Here is a 23,040-nt window from a genome sequence, read left to right on the forward strand (position 1 = left end):
TTACCTTAATGCTTAAGCAATATACCCTATTGCCTAGCGTCCCACTAGGTCTGCAACTAGCCATGCTAACTGGGCGGGTTCGACAGGTTTAGCAACGTGGGTTTGAAACCCAGCCTCGATCGCTTGTTGTTGTTCTCGATCGCTTGCATAAGCCGTGAGCGCCACGGCTGGAATTTGTCCCCCCGCTTCGCCACTGCGCGATCGCACTTGTCGAATCAACCAGTATCCATCTTCTTCTGGCATTCCAATATCCGAGATCAGCAGGTTGTAGCGGTTGGGGGTTTCGTTGAGAGCGGAGATCGCGGCTCTAGCATTGTTAACGGTCAGCGTTTCAGCGCCATAGCTTTCCAAGACAAACTTTAATAGCTCCAGCGTATCGGCCTCATTATCGACGATTAAAATCTGTAAGCCTGACAGATCGGGCCCGCTATCCTCAATGGTATGTGAGGACGGTTCCGTACCGCTCGACAATGCCGAGGGCTGGGGCAGCAACGGCAACGGCAACCATACCGTTAGCGTAGTGCCTTGGGCTTCACCCGGACTTTCCGCCTGGACTATGCCCCCATGCAACTCGACCAGATGCCGGACGATCGATAGCCCCAACCCCAGTCCTTTGCTGGCTTTGGTCGTGCTGGAATCGCCCTGGCAAAACTGCTCGAAAATATGCGGCAGCAACTCTGCCGGAATGCCCTGCCCGGTATCGGCGACGGTAATTTGGGCGTAGGCAGGAATGGAGGGGTGGGAGGAAGAGGGGACGAAAGGAGGAGAATTTTCACCTGCGCTTTCGCTCCTCCACTCTTTCATGTTGACTTCAACCCGCCCGCCCGCTGGCGTGAATTTGATTGCATTTGAGAGAAGATTCCAGAGAACTTGATGCAAGCGATCGGCATCGCCAACCGTATTGATGGCACACAACGACGAAACAACTTGAATATTTTTTGCTTCCGCTGCCAATTGGAATGCGTCCAGTGCATTTTGCACGATTAAGCCTAAATCGATTGGGTGGATGTTAAGCCGAAGCTTGCCGCTCATGATGCGCGAGACATCCAACAGATCGTCAATCAGTTGAGCCTGTGCCCTAGCACTTCGCTCGATAACTTCTACGGCTCGGGCGGCTGCCACTGAGTCGAGGGTGCGGGTGCGGAGCATTTGCGACCATCCCAGCATCGTATTGAGCGGATTGCGGAGCTCGTGGGAGAGGTTTGAAAGAAATTCATCTTTGACTCGATTGGCAGTTTCTGCCTGTTGGCGTGCTAATCGCTCCATTTCAAACTGCTGGCGCTCGGTAATATCCTCAATAGCCAGCAAGATCATGTCGGCATTGTTCTCCCGTTGCAGGTTGCAAGCATTGAGCAACATTGTTTTTTGCCCGAGCGACTCAAAATAGTGAGTTACCTCGAAATTCTGAACCGGATGGTGATTGACAACCAGATCTTCCAGCATCGATCGCAGGTGGGGAATATTCCACTGCCCATTGCCTAGCTCGAATAGGAAAGATTGAAGGGTTTCAGCCTCAGAAACCCGAAACGTTTGGTAGAACGCTTGGTTGACTTGGTTCACCCGCAGCTCGGCATCGAGCACCACGAGCGGGGTTTGTACGGTCTCGACGATCGTTTCTGCATAGTTACGAGCGGACTCTAAAACGTCAGCATGGCGTTTGAACGCATCGATATCGAGGAAAACCATCGTCACGCCATCAATTTGGTTCTCGGTCGTGCGATAAGGACGAATGCGGAGCGTATACCAGTACCCGGTTTGGGTTTGGATTTCCTGTTCTTTGGTGTTGAGTGTTTCCAGTACCTCCAAAACCATTGGTTCGAGATGGGAAATGTCAAATTCGGTGCGCAGATCGCTAAAGGGTCGCCCGATATCGGTGGAAATAAAATTGAACAATCGCTGTGCGGTTGGCGTAAAGCGGCGAATCCTCAGATCGTTGGTCAGCATGACAATGGGGATGCCGATGCTGGCAATAAAATTGTTTAGATCGCTGTTGTCTCGGTTCTGTTGCAGGTTGCGGCTGCGAAGTTCTTCGTTGGTGGTGTTGAGTTCTTCGTTGGTGGCCTGTAGCTCTTCTTTAGCCGTTTGCAGTTCTTCATTCGTGCTTTGCAACTCCTCGTTACTCGATAAAATTTCTTCGTTTGCCACTCTAAGGTTTTGGTTGAGGTAGTTCTGTTCTTGAATGACTGCTTGGAGGTGTGCTTGAGCCGAGAGTTCCCTTTGGGTGGCAGCAGCTAGTGCCTGACGCAGTTGCATGATTTCGCGTCCCAAGTCTTCTGGTTCCGAGCTTTCAACCATTGGGGGGCTAGAAGGAAGATCTGAAGGAGAAACCGCCTCAAATAAAACCAAAAAATAGGGCGCGTTTGCGTTTGCAAACTGGAATGGAATTGCTTCTAGGTTGAGAAGGATCGCTCGATCGCCCCATTCAATCTGAATTTGTTCTTGCCGAACTCCAATGCTTTGAGTTTGGGCTTGATAAATGGCCGTACGCAGGGGACTTTCCAATCCTTCCCGTGCCATCCCCAACAAGTTTAAGGTTGTGGTTCCGGGGGTTAGCTTCAGATAAGGATCGGTGTCTCCTCTAACTTGGAGAATTTCCATCTGGTCGTTCACCACGACAGATACGGGCGCGTATCGATTTGAGATCAGCTGATCGACCTCACGCGCTAGATTGGCGCGATCGACAGTATTGTCAGCCACTTGCGTGCGACTATCGATGCTGATAACCGGATAAGAACGGGTTGTGAATGAAAATAAGGGGCGCGTTAGGGTCAGTTTCCGCGCGTAAAGCTTGCAAGATTCATCGACTACCGCAAACAAATCCGAGCAGGTTTTGACGCTTTCTGACGGTCCGAGCAGCAAAAAGCCCGTTAAGGTGAGGCTGTAGTGAAACAGAGACAGAATTTGCTCTTGCAACGCGTCGGATAAATAAATCAGCACGTTGCGACAGCTAATCAAATCGAGGTTGGAGAACGGCGGATCGCTCCCTAGGTTGTGGCGCGCAAAAACACACAGTTCGCGCACCGCACTGCTGATTTGATAGCCTCCATGGGCCAATGGCACGAAGAAACGGTTGCGACGCTCCAGCGAAACTGCTTCCACTTGGCTTTCTAAGTAAAAGCCGGATCTGGCACGGTTGATGGCGGCTTCGCTGATGTCGGTCGCGAAAATTTGAATTGGCGGGACGGTCGCGCGATCGCTAAAAAACTCTAGCAAGCAAATGGCGATCGAGTAGACCTCTTCTCCCGTGGAGCAGCCTGCCACCCAAATCCGAATGGGTGTATCGCTCGATTTATTTTGAGAAATTGCGGGGAAAACGTGAGTTTTTAATTGCTCGAAGGCTTGCGGATCGCGAAAAAAACTGGTGACGTGAATCAGAATTTCTTCATACAGTGCTTGCACTTCATCTGGATGGCCTTGCAGGTACTGAGCGTAATCGTCTAGGCTCTCTAGCTTATACAACAGCATCCGTCGCTGCATCCGACGATTAATCGTGGTTGGCTTGTAGTAGGTGAAGTCAACCCCAGTGGTCGTTCGTAGCAAAGCAAAAATGGTAGAGAGGGCATTGCTGAGTTCGGGCCGTTCTCTATCTATCGCAATCGGCTGAGGAACTAGGAAAACGGAACTGCGGCTGAGGACGGTCAGTTGTTCGGCAATGGCTTGCGGTGGCAGCACAAAGTCCACGCTTCCAGTGGCAACGGCGGTACTCGGCATCCCGTCAAATTTTGCCGTGGTTTCGCATTGCGCGAAGGTGACACCCCCAGCTACCTTGACAGCTTTGACCCCCTGCGATCCGTCAGTGTCGCTGCCCGAGAGCACGATGGCGATCGCTTTGCTGCCCCGATCGGTTGCCAAGGACTGAAAGAACACATCTCCGGGCAGATATCTCCCGTTGATTTTTTGACGTGGAGCCAGATGCAGCATTCCATCTACCAGCGTCATCTGGGTGTTAGGGGGAATGACATAAACTTCATTAGGCTCCACCCTCATGCGGTCTTGCACTTGCCGCACGGGCATTTCAGTCACTCTACCTAGAATTTCGGGCAGCAGGCTTTCGCGATCGGGTGCTAGATGCTGAATCAATACAAATGCCATACCCGTATTGGTAGGCAAATGGCCGATCAGGTCTGTAAATGCTTCCAGCCCGCCTGCGGAAGCGGCAATCCCGACGATGGGAAAGGAAGCATCAGTGCGAGGGGGTTGCTCTAAGCTCATAATTGGGCCTGCGACCGATCCAGATGAATTTTTAGAGAAGCGCGAGAAGTCGTCGAATGAAGCGTAGACAGGGTTTTTTACACAGGGTTATTTAGCATTCAACGCCCTTTTTGAGTCTACAAATTTAACAGATGACGGCGCTGTTCTCATCGACCTTAGCCTGGATAATTCATGAGAGATAGGAAAACACAAGAAAAGAGAGCCTGAAACGGTTTAGAATCAGGCTCTCTAGAGTTTTTAGTATCTCCATTGTGCCATGACAGAGTGTCATTCGGACCTGCCCTACAATTTCCCCACGCCACGCCCTTTAGTCGTTCGATTTTCAGATCTAGAATTAAGCTCAGATGCCGGGATCTTGCTGGCTCGACAAGCAGAAGAGCAGGTTCAAGTGTGTCGAGGATTGTCAGCGTGTATCCAGGACTGGCGCGACCCGAGCAAAATCACCCATAACCTGCATCAGTTGGTCAGTCAACGCGTATATCAAATGGTGGGAGGGTACGAAGATGCCAATGACAGTAACGTGCTGCGCCACGACCCCATCTTCAAGGTTGCCTGCGGACGATCGCCGAGTGTCGGAACAGATTTACTGGCAAGCCAACCCACCATCACTCGACTTGAGAACCACATTGGCAAAGCAGAAGTCGCTGCCATGCGCAGCCGAATGGTGGATGGATTCATCCAACGCTACAAGAGCGCACCCGACGAAATCGTGTTGGATATCGATGGCTGGGACGACCCAACCCATGGGAATCAACAATTGAGCTGTTTCCATGGATACTACGGTCATCATATGTACTTTCCAGTGCTCATCAACGAGGCCAGTACAGGGTATCCGTTGATTTTGCAGTTACGCGCGGGCAATAGTCATTCAGGCAAAGGCGTCGCAGGCATTTTACGCTGGCTATTTTGGCGACTCAAACGCGTTTGGCCGTCTGTGAGACTGATTCTGCGAGGCGATGCGGGATTCTCCTTACCCGAAATCATGCAGGTTTGCGAACGCTCCAAGGTGGGCTATGCCCTTGGCTTTATCCGCAATGCGGTATTGGAGCGTAAAATTGCCGATTTGCTCGAACGGGCAAGATTGCAACACATCCAAACCCAGCAAAAGGCTCGCTTGTTTGACGATGTCTATTACGCGGCACGGACGTGGGATGAACCCAGACGATTAGTCATGAAGGCAGAATGGCTCGACCAAGGCCCCAATCCTCGATTTGTGGTGACCAATCTGGAGCAACCGCCTCAAGAATTGTACGACCACTTCTACGTTCAACGCGGCGGCGACAGCGAGCATCGCATTAAAGAACTCAAACTCGGCATCAAAGCAGATCGTCTCAGTTGCAGCACTTTTATTGCCAATCAGTTTCGTCTGCTCTTGGCTCAAGCTGCTTACATTTTGATGATTGCAATTCGCCAAGCGGCCCATGGAACACAACTGGCAACGGCTCAGGTGGAACGCCTACGGTTGTTGCTCATTAAAGGAGCTGCCAAGGTAACGGTTTCTACCCGACGGATTCTGGTGGAGTTGGCTGCGTTTTGCCCTTATGCCCAGGAGATGCGTCAAATTTCTCGGAACTTATCCCAGTCCCAGTCCCTCAAATTTGAGTAGGCCAAGCCCGTCATAGGATTCTTGTCTCTATTTGTCGGAAATATAGGTGTTTTTAGCCTTTTTGAGCCGATTTGTATCGCTTTTTTGCCTACTTTTACTTTTCATCTCATCCTATAGCTCTAATTTTGGTGAAACTTACAACTCCTCATACACCTCGTGAATAATGCAGGTTAGGATGTGTTTCGTTAAGGCTGACTTGCCCGAAAAGATGAAAGCCTTCTACCTTTGCAAAGGTGCCTAGCGATCGAAATCGCGCCCGTACGGGCCAACTTCGACATACTAGTCATTATGCTATTCATTCGCCGTCCTGCAAAATTCTTCCATATTTAGCTGTATAGGACTTTATGGGAGTTTCTTGGTGCGATCGCCAAGCCCACATTTGATCGCCCAAGCTGAAATGCCACCACTCCCCAGGGTGCCTCTGAAATCCAGCCTGATGCATGACTTCGTAAAGCAATTGCCGATGGGCGTGGGCTAAAGCAGCAGTGTTACGATCGCCCGTCGCAACGGTCAAATCCCGAGCCAGATTGCCAAAATAATCGGGCTGCGATCGCGCCGACAGCTCGTCGATCGGCGAACCCATAAAGACCGTCTCTTGAGCGTAGGTGTCGAATAAGCTCAGGTCTACTGCTGCCCCTGTACTGTGGGGTGGCGGCGTTTTAGGGTCTAGATTGGGGGGTGCCCAGAGTTGATAAACCTCCTCCCATAAGGCTTCGACCTGAGCGGGTAAAAGGCCGGACGGGTCTAATCCTTTTGCTTGCAATAGCTCGTCAAAGGTCTGCTCCACCATGAATTTCTGCACCGCTACGGGACGGTAAACGTCAAACATGAAAAGTTTCCAATGAGGCTGCCGCCGCTGCAACGCTGATTGAGCGTCAAGCAGGGCCGCCAGCACGCCTTCCCGCACGCAAAAAGGAGAGGCATCGCCATAGGGCGCGCCCAATGCCATGTAAGGGTGCGGGTCGGCGTAGACAAACGCGTCCTTTGGCATAGAGACGAGCGGCTCTTCGGATTCAAAAATTGGAATGTCCCAGTAAGGTTTGGCAGGCATAGCGCGTTATCGTTTTAACCTTTTTAAAGGAGAGTTAAGCGTTGGGGATCGGAGGATACCGTTCGGTGAGAAACTGAAGGATACACCAATTGCAACGATCGAGAAAACAGGACGAATGACCAAAACTGCATGGGTATTTCCAGGACAAGGTTCGCAACTTGTCGGGATGGGGGTCGATCTATTAGAGACGGCGATCGCACGAGAGCGCTACCATCAAGCCGAAGAGATTTTAGGCTGGTCTATTTTAGACTGCTGTAAGGGCGAACTCGAAATCCTATCGCAAACGCTCTACACGCAGCCCTGCCTCTACGTTATTTCAGCAATTCTGACCGATTTGCTCCGCGAAAAAGGCTGCCGCTCGGCGGTCATGGCGGGTCATAGTTTGGGGGAATACGCAGCCCTCTATGCCGCTGGAACCCTGGACTTTAGAGCGGGATTGAAGCTGGTCCAGCGTCGGGCAGAGCTGATGGATGACGCCTCTGGCGGCAAGATGGTCGCGGTGATGGGGTTCGACCGGGATGCCATAGACGCTGCGGTAGCTGCAATCCCAGACGTGGTGTTAGCCAATGACAACCATGCCGATCAAATCGTAATTTCCGGCAGCCCTACAGCAGTTGATGCTTTGCTGGCAAGCGTTAAGATCAAGCGAAGCGTACCTTTGAAGGTCAGCGGTGCATTTCACTCTCCGTTGATGGCCCAAGCGTCCCAGGAGTTCAGCGAAGTCCTGCAATCCGTTCTCTTTCGCGACGCGCAGGTGCCTGTCATTGCGAACGTCGAACCCACCCCAGCTACTGATGCCGCGACGTTACAAGAGCGCTTGATGCAGCAAATGACGGGACCCGTGCGCTGGCGGGAAATATGCTTGGCGCTTACGGAAATGGGCGTTGAAGAAGTCATTGAAGTCGGACCTGGTAAAGTTTTGACGGGGTTGGTGAAGCGAACCTGCCCCGGTATGAAACTGACCCAAATGGGAACGCTGGCCAACTTGGCGGCCTATACTTCTGCCGATTCTTGCGTAGAAGTCGCATGACGCAGCCGCGAGAACCCTTGATTAGCTTGGCGCTCTATCACTTATTTAAGTGGTCTGCGGTCAGCCCCATGCTGTACGGCTATTTTCAAGCGCGCGTTTATGGCGCTGAGAATGTTCCCCCTCAGGGCAAGTTGGTCGTCGTCAGCAACCACGCCAGCGATTTCGACCCGCCCATCGTTTCGTGCTGTGTCCGGCGACCTGTGGCCTACATGGCAAAGCAAGAGCTTTTTGAGGTGCCCGTCCTCTCGACGCTCATCCGATGGTACGGCGCGTATCCCGTCAATCGAGGGGCGGCGGACCGCAGCGCGATTCGCGCGGCCTTGGCATCTCTGGAGCGCGGCTGGGCTGCGGGCATCTTCTTGCAGGGGAATCGTACTCCCGACGGTCGCATTACGGATCCGAAGCTGGGGGCCGCGCTGATTGCCCAAAAAGCCCGAGCGCCTCTGCTGCCTGTTAGCCTTTGGGGAACCCACAATATTGTGGAGAAGGGCCAATATTTACCCAAACGAACGCCCCTCACCGTACGGATCGGAATGCCGATCGACCCGCCTGCGCTTGGCGATCGCGCCGCTCTTCAAGCCGTTACTCAGCGCTGTGCCGATGCCATCAATGCCATGCACGATTTAGGACGGTAGCCAGCAGCCTTAACGCTGGACTGAGTTCGCGCTGAGCAGCCTTCGATACTCAACCTTCACTCAATCTTCACTAGGGCGAAGGTTGAGTATTTGTGCTTGGCGGTTGAGTTACGGTAAACCGTATGGGTCTGGCGGCCCCATCGCGAATCTCGTTTGTTAGGTTAAGTTGAGCAATGTTAAGTTAAGTAACATAAATTCATTTTGCCGCCATGACCGACTCCCCAAGGCAAGAGAGGTTAATTCAGTTTTTGAGAGAAGACCTGGCCGTTCCCGTCGGGGCGATCGCTCTCGCGTTGAAGCACTGTGCGGCCATGCCTAATTGTTTGCCGATGACATTATGGCAGTATGGACTCATTACGATCGACCAGGTGGCGCAGATCTTCGACTGGCTTGAGTCCGCTTAGGGGGCGATCGTCGGTCGCGAGAGAAGCATCATAGGGTCGTAGCAAGACTGGAAGACATTTGTGGATATTTATCAATTTGCCCTGCGCCCCTTGATGTTTTCTGGCTTAAAGGTCGATCCCGAGACTGTTCACCGTCAGTTTATGGAGTTGTGCGATCGCCTCGAACGCAACTGCGATCGCCCTTGGGGCCGCTGGACCCTCCAGCAAATCTACAGCCGTTTGGGTTGGACCGATGCAAGGCTGAACCAAACGCTCTGGGGGCTGAGTTTTCCCAATCCCATTGGGTTGGCAGCTGGTTTCGACAAGGATGGCGCGGCCAGTAACGTATGGCCTGCCTTTGGCTTTGGCTTTGCAGAATTAGGTACGGTCACGCGTCACGCCCAGCCCGGAAATCCCCAACCCCGTCTGTTTCGCCTGCCCGCCGATGAAGCTGCCATCAACCGGATGGGTTTTAACAATAAGGGTGCTGCCCGTATGGCCGAGGTGTTGGCGGCTTCGCAGTGCCGCAGTGCCGCGCTCGATCGGGTCGGATTGCCGACCGTTCCCATCGGGATCAATCTGGGTAAGTCAAAAATTACGCCCTTGGAAGATGCGGTTGGGGATTACTGCGAGAGCTTCCGACTGCTGCGGGACTTCGGCGATTATGGGGTTGTCAATGTCAGCTCGCCCAATACGCCGGGACTGCGATCGCTTCAGTCCGTCGCGCAACTGGAACCCATTTTGAGCGCCCTCCAGCAAGAAAACCCGCTCCGCAAACCGATCTTGGTCAAAATCGCCCCCGATCTGGTCTGGGAAGATGTTGCTGCCATCGCGGATCTCGTGCGGCGATACAGCCTTGCCGGAATGATTGCGACCAATACAACCCTGAGCCGCGAAGGCCTGAAGACAGAGCGGCTTTTGGCCACAGGGCGATCGCCCCTCGAAGAAGCGGGAGGGTTGAGCGGAGCGCCCCTCCGCGCTCGATCGACTGAAGTTATTCGGTTTATTTGGGACTCTACCCAGGGAACGGTGCCTATTGTTGGCGTGGGTGGGGTATTTACGGCGCGCGATGCTTGGGAAAAGTTAGCGGCAGGTTCCAGCCTCGTGCAGGTTTATACCGGGTGGACCTACGAAGGCCCCTGGATGGTGCGCCGGATCCTAGAGGGACTGGTGCGATCGCTGCAGCTGCACCAGCTCCATCATATTAGCGAGGCGGTCGGTACGGGTTTGCCCTATCGCGCATCCTAGGTAAATCTCGTTACCATAGGATCAGTTAAGAACCGTAACAACTTTATGGGCCAGGGTATTTACAACGCGGGTAAGGTGAGTTGGCCCAAATCTTGGGTAGTCGCGCTTATCGGTGCTGGATTGATCGGGATTGGTGCGGGTACTTTCGCTTTAACGCAACGCAATAGGGCGGCAATTGACTTGAGTCAATATACCGTTCCGGTTAAATCGGAGCCTTTTACGCTCAGGATTTCGGCTACCGGAACGATTACTCCGGTTCAAAGTGTCAACCTCAGTCCTAAGACAGCAGGGGTCCTCAAGCGACTGTTGGTGGAGCAGGGCGATCGCGTGGAGCAGGGCCAAATTATTGCCTATATGGACCAGCAAGACTTGAAGGGGCAATTGCTTCAAGCGCAAGCGGGCGTCGCTCAAGCGCGGGCCAATCTAGAAAAACTGCGCAATGGCAGCCGACCGGAAGAAATCGCGCAGTCTAAAGCCCGTTTAAATCAAGCGCAGCAGCAACTTTTAGCGCTTCGCAACGGCAACCGCACTCAAGAGATCGATCGGGCTCGGGCTCAGGTTGCTTCTGCTCGCGCTCGCGTCAATCTGGCAAATTCTAAGCTGCGACAATATACCCAGCTTAAAGATGCTGGGGCTGTCAGCCTAGAGCGATATAACGAAATTAATGCCGACGTTCAAACTGCTGCGGCAGATTTAACGGTAGCGCAGCAAAATCTAGATTTATTGGAAACAGGCACTCGCAGCGAGGAGGTGGGGCGCGCCCAAGCCAGCGTGGACGAAGCCCGTGCTGCGTATTCATTGGCTGTAAATGGCACCCGTTCTGAAGATATTCGGCAGGCTGAAGCGCAGGTTGATTCGGCGGTGGGTCAGCTTGAGGTGGTGCAGTCTCGCTTGGCAGATACTGTGATTTGCGCGCCCTTTTCTGGAGTTGTGACGCAAAAATACGCTTCGATCGGTGCGTTTGTAACCCCTACGACGTCAGCATCCAGTACGTCCTCGGCAACTTCGACTTCCATTGTGGCGGTCGCTCAGGAACTCGAAATTTTAGCAAAGATTGCTGAAGTAGATATCGGCAAAATTCGTCTGGGCCAACCTGTAGAAATCAATGTCGATTCTTACCCAGAGAAAGTGTTTAAGGGGCGGGTTCGGTTGGTTTCGCCTGAGGCCGTGATCGACCAAAACGTGACGACGTTTCAGGTGCGGGTTTCTATCTTGACCGGACAAAATCAGCTTTTGTCTGGAATGAACGCAGATCTGATGTTCCTGGGCGAAAAAGTGGCAGATGCCCTCGTGATTCCGACCGTGGCGATCGCCACTCGTAAAGGCGAAACGGGTGTTTACCTCCCCGACAGCGACAACAAGCCCAAATTCCAGCCCATCACCATTGGCGCGTCTGTAAAAACTCAAACGCAGGTATTAGAGGGTCTCAGTGCTGGACAGCGAGTGTTTATCGATTATCCGAAAGGGCTCGAACCCAAACAGCCAGAGGAAGGTAAAAACTAATCTACGAACACTAACCTATGAACTTAGTTTTAGAGAGTATCCGATCTACCAAGGTCCAGATCAAGGATTCCGCTCCACTCATCATTCCGCTTGAGAAACTGCAAAATCTTCGCTTCCAGTCAACTCCATCACGTCATTGCTTGGCAACTTCATGTTAAGCTCTCATGCTCTACCCAGTGCTGCAATAATCTCAAAAAGCGTTTCCAGCGTCAGACGGCGATCGCCGTTTTCAAGTTTTTGAGATCGCTGGTTGCTTGACTCTAACCTGTCGAGCCATTTCTTCCTGAGTCAGATTCAGCCTTTCCCGAATCTTTCAAAGCAAAACATATCCTCGATGAAGATCGTCAGTTTTGGTTTCGATTTTTGCCCTTCTTTTTCGAACTCAGTTGAATCATCCTTTTGTCGAACGGTACCATCCTTCCACTTCTATAGTGCTTTCCCTAAAATTTTAAGGTGTTGTCTTCTACCTATAGCTGAAGCTACTGCACTTCTGCGATCGATGAACCTGTCGATGACGCAATAAAACTGATATCGATGCCGCCTTGCAGAAGATTACTCACAATTCCCGTTTCTCGGAGGCTGAAACCTGCTTGAAATGGCCACGGCGTCTAACGACCCCGTTCACCTGCCGCTAGTAAACTCTCGGACTCAACGAAAAGACTCTCAACGGTCGGTGTGCAACGGGATTGTTAGACCGTGATTTTGCGAAGTTCAACCTGACCGCCTTCAAAAACCTGCATCGTTAGCTGGTAGCCCTCCATCAACGACATCCCAACCAGCGGTTCTGCGTCAGCTTCATCTACTGGAATTGTAAGCAACGTATCGTCCCAGACGACAACCACTTCGTAAACGTTGAAAACACACTCGCTGCCGTCTCCAAGGATTGCCCGACCTCGCCTTTTCCATTTCAAGTTCAATTCAGCGATCGAATCAGGAGGCAAAGAAAGCCAACCATTGAACCCTGTGTCTACGATTGCATCTTGCGTAAAAACTTTGCCATCAGCCCGATGAATGGACAGGGGAATAATCGGCTCAAACTCGACATTTACGAACCCAGTAATCATGCAGTTCTCCGACTGCGCCCGCCAAAACGACGAACATGACGAGAACCAATCCGCACAATCCAAATTTGGGCATCTGGGCGGCGAGCTTCGAGGCGATCGCAAGCAGCAATTTCGCTTTGATCGACTTCAAAATCTCCGGTTTCGATATCGATCGCCACAATTTTCCCATGATTGCCTTCCTCGACCTGCTGGCGTACCTGAGACTCATAAATCTCGTCACCACGCTGAGCGAACTCTTCTTTGCTGTATCGAGGTTGTCGAACTACCATCATTTTGCTCTCTTATCGACTGCACCTCTCAATTTTACCTTGGTCTGCAAATAGCTCATCAGGAATCGGAAAATCCTGAATATTCAGACAGAAATAAACACACTCCAACGTCTGACATTCTCTTCATCGCTTTAGGTAACAGTACTGCGCCATCTCCACTTGCCTCTCGTCGCCAACAAAATCCGATATCTGCAATATACGAGCCGACCGGAAGACTATCACTATTCTTTTCTAACCACACACTCAAAGCTTCGACTTGATTTGACAAATCCCAATCTTTAGTCACATGGACAAGCAATCTGGTCACGTTCAGCAGTATCGTCTCGATAGATGCTAATTGGCATGAAGAAAATTCAGACAGTTTTCAAGCCTAGCGTATTGTAATTGTGTGGTCTAACGACCCGCTTTACCCGCCGCTAGTAATCTCTCGGACTCAACCGATTGACCTGATACGGTCGATGTGCAAACGGATTGTTATGCTTCCGCAACTTCTCTTCTAGTCTGCACTGACTTGGCTTTTCGCTGCATCTGGTCGTCTTCCCCAAGGCTTGAGAACTGAGATTGCAATAATGATAACCAAGGCAAGAACTTGAACTAGAGTTCCAGCCAACACACCTTTCGCATCAAAATTATAAACCAAATTATTCAAGACTTTTAACCCCTCTTGCTCTGACAATTTTTCAGCAGCATTTCCCCACGGAAATAGCCAAAATGTCCCAAATATAACTAAGCCAGTCGTTAGTACCCACTTGGTAATCACCCAGTAAAATTTGGTAAATCCATACTTTGTCATCCAGCATAGAAATGTTGCTGTTATGACAGAGCCAATAGCCGAAGGAATTACAATCCAGTCATCCAGAAGATTAATTGCCCAATTGAGAGTGTTCAGCACCTCGGCATTAACTGGATTAGTGTTTCTGAACGAAAGCAAAAACATACTCAAGACGGTTCCTGTCCATAATGCGGCAAAGCCAATGTGTGCTGACAGCAACCAGTTTCTTTGATGGATACTTAACTTCGGCATGTTTCCTCCAAAATATTTCTATCAAAAGCTTATGCTTGTGCGGCTCCAATCCGCGCAAGACGAAAATTCACGTATTAATAGTTAGCGTATTAAGTAACTCACGGAAAGTCAAGATCCTGCCGCTATCATTCTTAGGAAAAGTTCTGGATAATTTGGTCGAGGAGCTTTAGCATAACCTTCTGCTCTGCTTCAGAAATGTTCTCAGTCGCTTTTTTCACAGTCTCTGCGCCGAGGGGAGGCAGGATGTGCATCAGTCTTTTGCCTTCTGCCGTGAGCCAGATTTGGACGATGCGACGATCGTCGGAATTGCGCTCCCGATAAACGAGGTCTCGCTCTTCCATGCGATCGACAACTCCGGTTAGTGTTGCACCTAGCTGTTTGAGTCTGTCAGCAATGCCTGTCGTAGTCAGACCATCTTCTTCCCAGAGGCAGCATAGAACTAGGTAATGAAAGGGTGTCAGACCATAGGGTTCAAGCCGTTCAAGAAAATCTTTATACATCAGTTGGGATGCAAGCTTCAGTTGATGCCCCAAGTTGTGAGGCGCGAGGGCATATCTCCATTGCTGGAGAAACTCAGCATTAGATGATGAACTAGGCATTCGGTCGGGGGATTTAACTGATTAGTTAGCGTATTAACTATCTTATAGCGATTGCCGCAACTTATCCCAAAAAACTGTTCAACGGATTTTCAAAGTCCCAAAACTCGCCAGTAAGCTTTAAATCCCACATTCCGCAGGTTCAAAATGATTTCGGATATTTATTACGAAGCGACTGGGGTTACAGCCATCAGCGACATTCTGATTCTCAATAAGCTTTACATGTTGAGAATATCTAACAGTTTTTGTCAAACGCCCCATTTCCTCAAAACCCTTTTCCTAGAAGGGTTTCCAATTTAATTCAAAAATTAGCTCTGCAACCTGCGGAATGTGGGTTAAATCACTGTCCTTACCTAGAATGAAGGCAGCATAATGTTCCGCTTCACCCGCCGCTAGTAACCTTTCGTTCTCAGGGATAGAGCTTAAAACGGGACAGATGTGTGGATATTAAAGAAAAACCCTGAGCCGAAGCCCAAGGTCGAGTATCGTACCTTGATGAGTTAAACCAGGGTAACGATGACTCTCAATCCCACATTCCGCAGGTTCAAAATGATTTCGGATATTTATTACGAAGCGACTGGGGTTACAGCCATCAGCGACATTCTGATTCTCAATAAGCTTTACATGTTGAGAATATCTAACAGTTTTTGTCAAACGCCCCATTTCCTCAAAACCCTTTTCCTAGAAGGGTTTCCAATTTAATTCAAAAATTAGCTCTGCAACCTGCGGAATGTGGGCTCAATATAAAGGAACGGTGTCAAAAAGTCTTTGTCTACATTAGCGGGAAAACGCATCAGAGTCTGCGCGCCATTGCAGCGCTCACGGGCATACCGAAAAGTAGTGTCGGTCGTCATGTCCAAGCCCTCAAAAGACGTTCTCAGTCTCCTGAGTCATACTTTTGGGAAACAGAAGCAGGGCGTGAATGGTTGAGATTATTAGTCTTGGCGGTAATTTACGAGTTTGGGGTCAAAGGGGGCATCGGTTCAGATAGTCTGTCGAGCTTTTTCCATCGTCTGCGCTTAGCGCATCAGTTTGGGTGTTCCGCGAGTGCCCTACGAACACTTGAAGTGAAGGTCAAGGCGTGTATTCTCGCCTATGAAACAGAGCAAACAGCGTCGTGTCAAGCTGGAGCACGGGTAGGAATTTGCGTCGGCGGGGATGAAACATTCTTCTATGGACTGCCGATATTAGTGGCTATTGAACTAGTACAGCTTGGCGTAAGTTTCTCATGCATCTAAGCGGTCAAAGGCTTGCCCTTATAAGTCCACTTAAACGGCTTTGCCATCGTGCGGTTAAAGTATTCGATAAATTCCAGGATACGGGTTCTGAGGTGAGCCTTACTGGTGAAGCTCGAGCGCCGCAATAACTTACGCACCAAAATGCTAAACCAAATCTCAATCTGATTGAGCCAAGAGCAATGTTTAGGGGTGAAATGTAAGACCAGACGGTGAGCGGGGTCTCTCAAGAAAGCAGCGCGGGTGTCCATCGATTTGAGAATGCCAGATTTACCCTTTTCTCCCAACTCAAGGGTCAGTGGTTCAAGCTCAGCGACAATCCGGACTAATGCTTCAGATTGATGGGTATTGAGACAGTCCATCACCAGGTGCGTCTTCAGCGCGTCTGGATCCTGAGCCAGCAGTGCCCTGATATGGGTGTCCAAATCTTCCTCCGTGCGGCTGTCTCCTACGTCAGCCTGAGCAATGCGACCACTGGCGACGTTAAATGAAGCAATCAGCGCCTGAGTGCCATGCCGGAGATACTCGAACTCAACTTTTACACCACGTCCCGGCTTCATGGGAATATCTGGCATCCGACGCTCCAAGGCTTGAATTCCCGTCATCTCGTCTAAACTGAAGGTCATCTCTCCCCGTTCGGCTCTCTCGAGCGCTAATTCATAGACCTCGCAGATATCTTCGACCTTGGCTTTGAACGCTGGGTCGGGGGGGGATGTAACCAGTAACCACTCTGATGAGGTTTGAGGTCTGCTTCCGCCAGGAGTCTTCCGACATGCCGTGGACTAATGCTCTCAACGATCTTTTGCGCGATCAGCTCATCGGCAAGTTCTCGAGGGGTCCAATGACTGATGGGACGACCATATTTCTCGGGTGGGTCGCACGCTAGGGCATAGAGCTCAGTGAGTTGTTCTAAGGTGAAGGTTGCTGGCTTTCCACAGCGAGCTGCATCCTCTAGCCGCGCCTCTACTGACAGCTTACGATCGCTCAGTTCTAGCCATCGGTTGCGCCATAACCGACTGGTGTCTTTGGTGATGTTCAGTGCGCGTGATATTGCTCCATGACTTTCTCCTGCTGATGCACGTAGGATAATTTTGGCTCTCAGGGCGATCTGTTGTGCCGTGCTCGAACGCCTCAAGAGTTTCTCTAAATCCGCTTTCTCTGACTCACTGAGATTGATTGGCTTTGCTGACAGTTGGGGCATCGCTTTGAAGCCTCTTCTCTTCTACCTCTCAATGGTAGATCTACTTTAGCCAAGCTGTACTAGTAGTCCACCAACTCAATTTTGACTAGTATTGCTAGACTTCTCTTAAACAAGAGAGGGGCTATGAGTCAGAAAAAGTACATCGTGGACTTGAGTGATGGAGAAATCCAAGAGTTGGAGCGGGTCATTAGAAGCGGGAAGCACTCAGCTCGTAGACTCACTCGTGCCCATATATTATTGCAGGTTCACGAAGGGAAGAGCGATCGTCTCATTGCTGAGAACTTGAGAGTAAGCCTTTCAACGGTTGAGCGCACTCGTGAGAAATTTGTTGAGGCTGTTAGTTTAACCGAAGCCCTTGGCGATCGCCCTCACCCTCCTAAACTTCGTAAGCTAGATGTTAAAGCAGAAGCCATCTTAATCGCGACCGCCTGCTCAGATGCCCCAGAAGGGAGAGCAAAATGGACGATGCAACTGCTAGCTGACCGCTTGGTCAGCCTGAAGGTAATTGACTCAATTAGTGATGAAACCGTCCGGCAAACCCTTAAAAAAACAAGATTAAGCCATGGCTCAAAGAACAGTGGTGTATTCCTGAAGTAGATGCCAAGTACGTCTGTCGCATGGAAGATCTACTGGATTGGTATGCCCAAGCCTATGACCCTAAACGTCCGGTCATCTGCTTTGATGAGCGGCCTTGTCCTCTGATTGAAGAAGTTCGAGTTCCCATCCCCGCAGAACCTGGACAACGAGAGCGCTATGATTTTGAGTACAAACGCAATGGGGTTGTCAATCTATTTGGATTTTTGGAACCATTAGCTGCCCAACGGCACATGGAGGTGACAGCGCGACGTACAAAAGTTGATTTTGCCCATCCAATGAAGGCTCTGGTGGATATCCATCGTCCTAATGCAGATTGTATTCGGGTTGTCCTCGATAATCTCAATACCCATCACCCTGCCACCCTGTATGAAGCCTTCGCACCTCAAGAGGCGAACCGTATTCTAAAAAAACTTGAATTTCATTACACGCCCAAGCATGCCAGTTGGCTCAATCAAATAGAGATTGAATTCTCTGTGCTTTCACGCCAATGTCTTGACCGACGGATTGCGACCCAGCAGGAGTTGACGAATGAAATCAAAACTTGGCAAGACCAGCGCAATACCCAAAAAGCCACGGTCAATTGGTGCTTTTTAAGCGCGGATGCACGGATTAAGTTGGAACGCTTGTACCCTGTCCTTGACCCAAAAAACTAGTCAAAGCTCCTTTGGTAGACTACTAGTTGGTTTTCCTTTTCTTGCATTTGCCGAATACCCAGTTGCTCAACGCGCTGCCGAGCAGCATGCAATTTTGAAGTTAGAAATACAACCAGTAGGGCACTGAAGGTAGATGAGAGCAGGTGCCATCGTTCTCCGCCATCCGAGGCGATCGGCACCTGTGGGGAATCGATCGAGAAAATAAAAATACTATTTATAAAGGTTGAGAGGACTACGGCTAATAACCCCGCATTCATGCCGCCATACCAAGCGACGACTACGACCATTGCATCAAACACAACATGGGTTTCAGCCTTGAATACTGGGAACAGCCAATGAGTCACAAAAGTGGCAATGGTAACCATCGCGATCGCAAGTGCGTAGGGGTTCAGACGAGTATTCATAGCTCCTTGCATCGCGCTTTGACCTCTCAGGCAATCGTGTAATTAGAATCACATTATTATCCTCTAAGATGACTTCAAGATTAAATGAATCACCCCGAATATTACATAGACTATAGCCACGTTTCTTTAGGATGAGATTTGGTGCAATCGCCATTTCGTTGACCCAATGACTAGCAATTCATGAAAACCCAGAAAAGAACAAGTCCAAAGTTTGCGGCCCAACGGTCGCGCTCACCGGACGCAGACAGCTTTTGCAACGAAGACAACGATGATTTACACCCATGTCCTTAACAAAGGTGGACGAGGCGTTCGCTCTCCTTTAGATGCTTGTGCTTGATCGAGAGTAGCGATCGCCCTGTTTACTGCATAGCCTTTACTTTGAAGATTCAACGATAGAAATATTCTGACGAGTGAGTACTCCCAGTCAAAATCAGGGTAAGTTTTTACTTGCCAATGCAAAAACGACTGAAGATTCGGTCTAGCACCGATTCAGTGACATCTTCCCCGGTAATCTCTCCCAATGCCTGTACTGCTCCCCGCAGATCGATACTCCAAAAATCTAGAGGCAGCTTCTCTGCAATCGATCGCATCGCGTGTTCCAGAGAAAGATTAGCGCGGGTTAAGGCCTCTGCTTGGCGCTGGTTGACGGCCAAATCCAGGTTGGCAGCTTGGAGATTTCCCTGCTGAACCGTCTGGGCGATCGCCCTTTCCAGCCCTTCAATCCCCTGATTCTGCGCCGCAGCCGTCATGACCGCAGTTTGAATGTCTGGGGGGTACTTAACCCGGTTCGGGCTGGCTAAATCTACTTTGTTGATGACCAAAATCAACGGTTGCCCCCGCAACGTCTCGTAGAGTTCCCCATCTTCTGGAGTCCAGCCCGAGGCGGCATCTACCGTGAGTAGGACCAAATCCGCCTGTTGGGCGGCCCCGCGCGATCGCTCCACGCCCATTTTTTCCACGCGGTCTTCCGTTTCCCGAATCCCCGCCGTATCCAACACCTGCACCGGAATTCCCGCCACCACTAAACTCGATTCCACCACATCTCGCGTCGTGCCCGGAAGGTCTGTGACGATCGCGCGATCGCTCCGACTCCAAGCATTGAGCAAGCTGGACTTGCCCACGTTCGGACGCCCCACGATCGCCACCTTAATCCCCGTTCTCAGCAATTCCCCGCGATCCGCCGTCGCCAGCAACTGCTCTACTTCTGAGGCTGCGGCCTGAAGCTGCCGTGTAATGGATGCTTCATCTAAGGGCGGCAAGTCTTCTTCAAAATCAATGCGGGCCTCAATTTCAGCCAAAATATCCAAACACTGCTGCCGCAGTTGCTGAATGGGATGCGCGAGTTTGCCCTGGATTCCGGCTAGGGCAGTTTGAGCGGCTTGGGGCGATCGCGCTCCCACTAAATCTGCAATTCCCTCGGCCTGCGTCAGATCTAAGCGCCCGTTTAAAAACGCCCGCAGCGTAAATTCTCCCGGCTGAGCGAGGCGCGCTCCGGCACTCAGACAGGCTTGTAACACCTGCTGCACCGGAATCATTCCCCCGTGACAGTGGAACTCCACCACGTCCTCGCGGGTAAAGGAGCGCGGAGCCAGCATGAGGAGCAATAACGCCTCGTCAATGAGCTGTTGCGTTTGAGGGTCGCGGATATGGCCGTACAAAATCCGATGGCTGTCCCACGGCTGCCGCCCCGGTGCCACGAAGAGCTGCCGGGCGATCGCCACCGACTCTTCGCCGGAAAGCCGGACGATACCGATACTTCCCTGTTGGGGCACAATGGCCGTGGCGATCGCCGCTATCGTCGTACCTAAGGTCATGGCATGTACCGCAGATCTGTTATTGCTTGGCCAGTATGCGATAGGTATTGAGAAAGTCATAGTGTTCGACGGCTTCCAGAATACCAAGGGCGTGGCTCTGATTGGCAAAATAGATCCGCTCTTGATCCTCAAGTTGGGAAAGTTCTTCGTGATGCCGATTGGCCACAACGACAGCTAACGTGTTACCGCGCATCATATCCTCATCTGCGCCGGAGCCGCCAGCGACCAAAATATTCTCTAAGGGGATATCCCAGCGCTGGGCCACATAGCGCAGCGCCTGACCTTTACTGGCACGAACCGGAAGGATATCTAAATACTGACCGAACGCGTGGACCACGTTGACCGTCAGTTCCTGCGTGCGCAGCAATGCGATGATGTCCTCAACCGGCGGGGCAATCGTTGGGTCGTAGTGATAGGCAATTTTATAGCGAGACTGCTCGGTTCTCCCTTGAGGGACCAGTCCTGGTAGCTCCTGTAAGACCCTGCGAATCGCTAGGGGCTGCCACAGGTAATCGATATGAACCGCCCAGAAATTGTCGGCAATGAGTTGCCGTCTGTAGTGAATTTGAGTTCCGAGACTCGTGATCAGTACGTCGGGGACTGGAATGTTGTTTTTCCTCATCTCCGCCAGCGCCGAGTCTATCCGCCGACCCGTAACAATTCCAAAGGCGGTCCCCCTCCGGTTTTGCTGAATGAACTCCGTAAAGCGTCTCAGTCCTTCGACATTGCCCAGCAGACTCTGATCCAGATCGGAGAAAATGGCACGGTAGCGAATCTGGCGGCGTTCGAGCTGTAGATTGGGAATGGGCGCGTACTTTTTGGGCAACTCCTTGACCTTTGAGAGGTAGGTTTCTGCATGGGCCTGCCACGAGTAGTGTTTGCGGACGCCCGCAATCCCGTTCCTAGACCAAATTTGCCACTGCGCTTCGTCCTTGAGAACGCGAAGCAAAGCATGGGCGATCGCCTCTTTATCCAACGGGTCAACTAACAAGCCATTCTGACAGTTGCCAATAATATCGACGGGACCGCCATTTTCTGTCGCGACCAGAGGTAGTCCGCTGGCTGCGGCCTCCAGGAGGGTCAGACCAAACGGCTCCGTCAGGGCAGGATTGATAAACACGCCGCGAGAGGTCGTTGCCAACCTGTAGATGTCCGCCACTTCTTCTGAAAGGTGGCGCTTGGGCACCGCTACCCGACCGTATAGATCGTAGACATCGATCAGGACTAGGATATTGGTTAATACTTCCTGAGCGCCACTTTCCATATCGCGAAGGTCGTCGCGGCTTCCTACCACGAGCACCAAATTGGCGATTGATTGAAGTTCTGTAGATTCGCCAAAGGCTTCGATCAGCGTCAGGATATTTTTGCGTTCGTCCGGACGGGATAAAGCCAAAATAATGGGCTTGTCCGGATCGGTGAGAAAGGGCCGCAGAACCTTAGCAAATGGGATTTCAATCGGTTCTTGAGTCGGCGGATAAAACTGGGTGAGATCTGTCCCCGGAGGCACGACAGCCATGTGTTTTGGCTGATAGTAGTCGTACAGTCCGTACTGCTCGTCGATTTCGTTGAAAGTGCTGGCGATGACCAAGTCCGCATTGGCGAGCACTGCCTCTTCAGCATCGATGCGTCGGTTCATGTTGTAGCGACGGTCGATTTCCTCCCGGCTGAACCCCTTTTCTAAAAGCCGTTGGAGTTTGTCGCGACCGAGGGAATGTCCCGTATGCACCAGCGGTACGCCGATTAGGTTAGACAGGCGCACTCCTACGTAGCCCGCGTCGGCATAGTGGCTGTGGACGATATCGGGCATTCGCCCCTGTGCGTTCAGCCAGATCAGCAGGTTGTCTGTAAAGCTATCTAAGTGATCCCAGAGCGATTCTTTGGGCAGATATTCTTGGGGTCCGGCCTCAATTCTAACGATCCTAGCCTTGTCGGAAAGCGGCTCTATCGATTCTGCATAATCTAAACTAATGGCCGGATCGAGAACCCACCGAGTGACGAGATCGACTCGATCGACATCATCGCGCTCGGCCAGCGATCGCGCCAGATCCACGACGTACTTTGTTTGCCCGCCAGTGTCTGCATCCCGTCCGAGTTCTAAATCGCGACCGCGAATCAGACCGTGAATACTGATGAGTAACAAATACATTTGTATGACTCAAGGGGGTTAGATGTTAACTCAGCCATAACAAAGCTGCAAGAACGTGCGACTCGTCCACCCTACTCTACCAGGAGTCTCTTACCCATGGCTCAGCCATAGGGTCGAAAAACAAATGATGCTGCCTCAGAAGCAAGCAGCATCATACGCAAACAAATTTATTTCGCGAAACAAACTAACGACGGCGCTTGCGAGAAGCTTCTGCTTTGCGCTTCTTTTGGAGACTTGGTTTCTCGTAGCGCTCTCGACGCTTCACTTCTGACAAAATGCCAGCTTTCTGAATTTTCTTCTTAAACCGACGCAGTGCGGATTCGATTGACTCATTCTCGCCCAAACGAATTTCTGCCACCCTTTGACTCA

The 23,040-nt window shown here is 51.2% G+C and carries 22 protein-coding genes; 9 read left to right on the forward strand and 13 right to left on the reverse strand.

Annotation, left to right across the window (positions count from 1 at the left end; all coding sequences use genetic code 11):
* Positions 1–33 precede the first annotated feature (33 nt).
* Complete coding sequence (locus R6H26_RS11175; protein ID WP_404790526.1) at positions 34–4,212, reverse strand: chemotaxis protein CheB; 4,179 nt, start codon at positions 4,210–4,212, stop codon at positions 34–36.
* Between the two features lie 256 nt (positions 4,213–4,468).
* Between R6H26_RS11175 and R6H26_RS11180 the strand changes: the two genes are divergently transcribed.
* On the forward strand, positions 4,469–5,818 hold the full coding sequence (locus R6H26_RS11180; protein ID WP_404783571.1) for an IS1380 family transposase: 1,350 nt from the start codon (positions 4,469–4,471) through the stop codon (positions 5,816–5,818).
* Between the two features lie 295 nt (positions 5,819–6,113).
* Here the strand turns inward: R6H26_RS11180 and R6H26_RS11185 are convergent, their stop codons facing one another.
* On the reverse strand, positions 6,114–6,869 hold the full coding sequence (locus R6H26_RS11185; protein ID WP_404790527.1) for a M15 family metallopeptidase: 756 nt from the start codon (positions 6,867–6,869) through the stop codon (positions 6,114–6,116).
* A gap of 115 nt (positions 6,870–6,984) precedes the next feature.
* Here R6H26_RS11185 and fabD point away from each other — a divergent pair, with 115 nt between their 5' ends.
* From fabD to R6H26_RS11210, 5 genes are all read left to right on the forward strand, one after another.
* Positions 6,985–7,899: an ACP S-malonyltransferase gene (fabD, locus tag R6H26_RS11190; RefSeq protein WP_404790528.1), complete on the forward strand. Its 915-nt coding sequence runs from the start codon at positions 6,985–6,987 to the stop codon at positions 7,897–7,899.
* A complete protein-coding gene (locus R6H26_RS11195) occupies positions 7,896–8,534 on the forward strand; it encodes a lysophospholipid acyltransferase family protein (RefSeq protein ID WP_404790529.1) in 639 nt (212 codons plus the stop codon). The genes fabD and R6H26_RS11195 overlap by 4 nt, the downstream gene beginning before the upstream one ends.
* A 209-nt stretch (positions 8,535–8,743) precedes the next feature.
* Positions 8,744–8,938 (forward strand): DUF2949 domain-containing protein, encoded by a 195-nt coding sequence (locus tag R6H26_RS11200; RefSeq protein ID WP_404790530.1) that lies wholly within the window; start codon positions 8,744–8,746, stop codon positions 8,936–8,938.
* A gap of 60 nt (positions 8,939–8,998) precedes the next feature.
* The gene (locus tag R6H26_RS11205; protein ID WP_404790531.1) at positions 8,999–10,165 is read left to right on the forward strand and encodes a quinone-dependent dihydroorotate dehydrogenase; all 1,167 of its coding nucleotides are present in this window, start codon (positions 8,999–9,001) and stop codon (positions 10,163–10,165) included.
* Between the two features lie 45 nt (positions 10,166–10,210).
* Positions 10,211–11,668: an efflux RND transporter periplasmic adaptor subunit gene (locus tag R6H26_RS11210; protein WP_404790532.1), complete on the forward strand. Its 1,458-nt coding sequence runs from the start codon at positions 10,211–10,213 to the stop codon at positions 11,666–11,668.
* A gap of 229 nt (positions 11,669–11,897) precedes the next feature.
* Here the strand turns inward: R6H26_RS11210 and R6H26_RS11215 are convergent, their stop codons facing one another.
* The 5 genes from R6H26_RS11215 to R6H26_RS11235 form a co-directional block, all read right to left on the reverse strand.
* Entirely contained in the window at positions 11,898–11,978 is an 81-nt protein-coding gene (locus R6H26_RS11215; protein ID WP_404791290.1) for a helix-turn-helix domain-containing protein, read from the reverse strand.
* 379 nt (positions 11,979–12,357) lie between these two features.
* Positions 12,358–12,732, reverse strand: a complete 375-nt coding sequence (locus R6H26_RS11220; protein WP_404790533.1) for a hypothetical protein — start codon at positions 12,730–12,732, stop codon at positions 12,358–12,360.
* Positions 12,729–13,004, reverse strand: a complete 276-nt coding sequence (locus tag R6H26_RS11225; RefSeq protein WP_404790534.1) for a hypothetical protein — start codon at positions 13,002–13,004, stop codon at positions 12,729–12,731. Before R6H26_RS11225 ends, R6H26_RS11220 begins: the two co-directional genes overlap by 4 nt.
* 493 nt (positions 13,005–13,497) lie before the next feature.
* Positions 13,498–14,025 (reverse strand): hypothetical protein, encoded by a 528-nt coding sequence (locus tag R6H26_RS11230; protein WP_404790535.1) that lies wholly within the window; start codon positions 14,023–14,025, stop codon positions 13,498–13,500.
* 131 nt (positions 14,026–14,156) lie between these two features.
* Positions 14,157–14,624 carry a MarR family winged helix-turn-helix transcriptional regulator gene (locus R6H26_RS11235; RefSeq protein WP_404790536.1) on the reverse strand — a complete coding sequence of 156 codons (468 nt, stop codon included), beginning with the start codon at positions 14,622–14,624 and terminating at the stop codon, positions 14,157–14,159.
* 144 nt (positions 14,625–14,768) lie between these two features.
* Here R6H26_RS11235 and R6H26_RS11240 point away from each other — a divergent pair, with 144 nt between their 5' ends.
* Both R6H26_RS11240 and R6H26_RS11245 read left to right on the forward strand, forming a co-directional pair.
* Entirely contained in the window at positions 14,769–14,921 is a 153-nt protein-coding gene (locus R6H26_RS11240; protein WP_404790537.1) for a hypothetical protein, read from the forward strand.
* Positions 14,922–15,268: 347 nt separating this feature from the next.
* Positions 15,269–15,859: a hypothetical protein gene (locus R6H26_RS11245; RefSeq protein WP_404790538.1), complete on the forward strand. Its 591-nt coding sequence runs from the start codon at positions 15,269–15,271 to the stop codon at positions 15,857–15,859.
* Here the strand turns inward: R6H26_RS11245 and R6H26_RS11250 are convergent.
* Both R6H26_RS11250 and R6H26_RS11255 read right to left on the reverse strand, forming a co-directional pair.
* A complete protein-coding gene (locus tag R6H26_RS11250) occupies positions 15,856–16,482 on the reverse strand; it encodes a transposase (RefSeq protein WP_404783512.1) in 627 nt (208 codons plus the stop codon). The two genes, R6H26_RS11245 and R6H26_RS11250, sit on opposite strands and share 4 nt — an antisense overlap.
* A 26-nt stretch (positions 16,483–16,508) precedes the next feature.
* A complete protein-coding gene (locus R6H26_RS11255) occupies positions 16,509–17,057 on the reverse strand; it encodes a helix-turn-helix domain-containing protein (RefSeq protein ID WP_404783513.1) in 549 nt (182 codons plus the stop codon).
* Between the two features lie 123 nt (positions 17,058–17,180).
* Between R6H26_RS11255 and R6H26_RS11260 the strand changes: the two genes are divergently transcribed.
* Positions 17,181–18,307 (forward strand): IS630 family transposase gene (locus tag R6H26_RS11260; protein WP_404790539.1). Its coding sequence is split into 2 segments (ribosomal slippage): positions 17,181–17,601 and positions 17,601–18,307, totalling 1,128 coding nucleotides; the frame shifts between segments, so codons are not numbered across the junction.
* On the opposite strand, the gene R6H26_RS11265 is transcribed toward R6H26_RS11260, so the two are convergent.
* The 4 genes from R6H26_RS11265 to rpsU form a co-directional block, all read right to left on the reverse strand.
* Positions 18,304–18,711, reverse strand: coding sequence for a DUF4118 domain-containing protein (locus R6H26_RS11265; protein ID WP_404790540.1), 408 nt, complete (start codon positions 18,709–18,711; stop codon positions 18,304–18,306). The genes R6H26_RS11260 and R6H26_RS11265 overlap by 4 nt on opposite strands.
* Before the next feature lie 443 nt (positions 18,712–19,154).
* On the reverse strand, positions 19,155–20,525 hold the full coding sequence (gene mnmE / locus R6H26_RS11270; protein ID WP_404790541.1) for a tRNA uridine-5-carboxymethylaminomethyl(34) synthesis GTPase MnmE: 1,371 nt from the start codon (positions 20,523–20,525) through the stop codon (positions 19,155–19,157).
* 19 nt (positions 20,526–20,544) lie between these two features.
* On the reverse strand, positions 20,545–22,671 hold the full coding sequence (locus R6H26_RS11275) for an HAD-IIB family hydrolase (RefSeq protein WP_404790542.1): 2,127 nt from the start codon (positions 22,669–22,671) through the stop codon (positions 20,545–20,547).
* A gap of 184 nt (positions 22,672–22,855) precedes the next feature.
* Entirely contained in the window at positions 22,856–23,029 is a 174-nt protein-coding gene (gene rpsU, locus R6H26_RS11280) for a 30S ribosomal protein S21 (RefSeq protein ID WP_404790543.1), read from the reverse strand.
* Between the last annotated feature and the right edge of the window lie 11 nt (positions 23,030–23,040).

Origin of the sequence: Altericista sp. CCNU0014, from assembly GCF_044923475.1 — a bacterium.
Classification (GTDB): Bacteria; Cyanobacteriota; Cyanobacteriia; order Thermosynechococcales; family Thermosynechococcaceae; genus JAAURS01.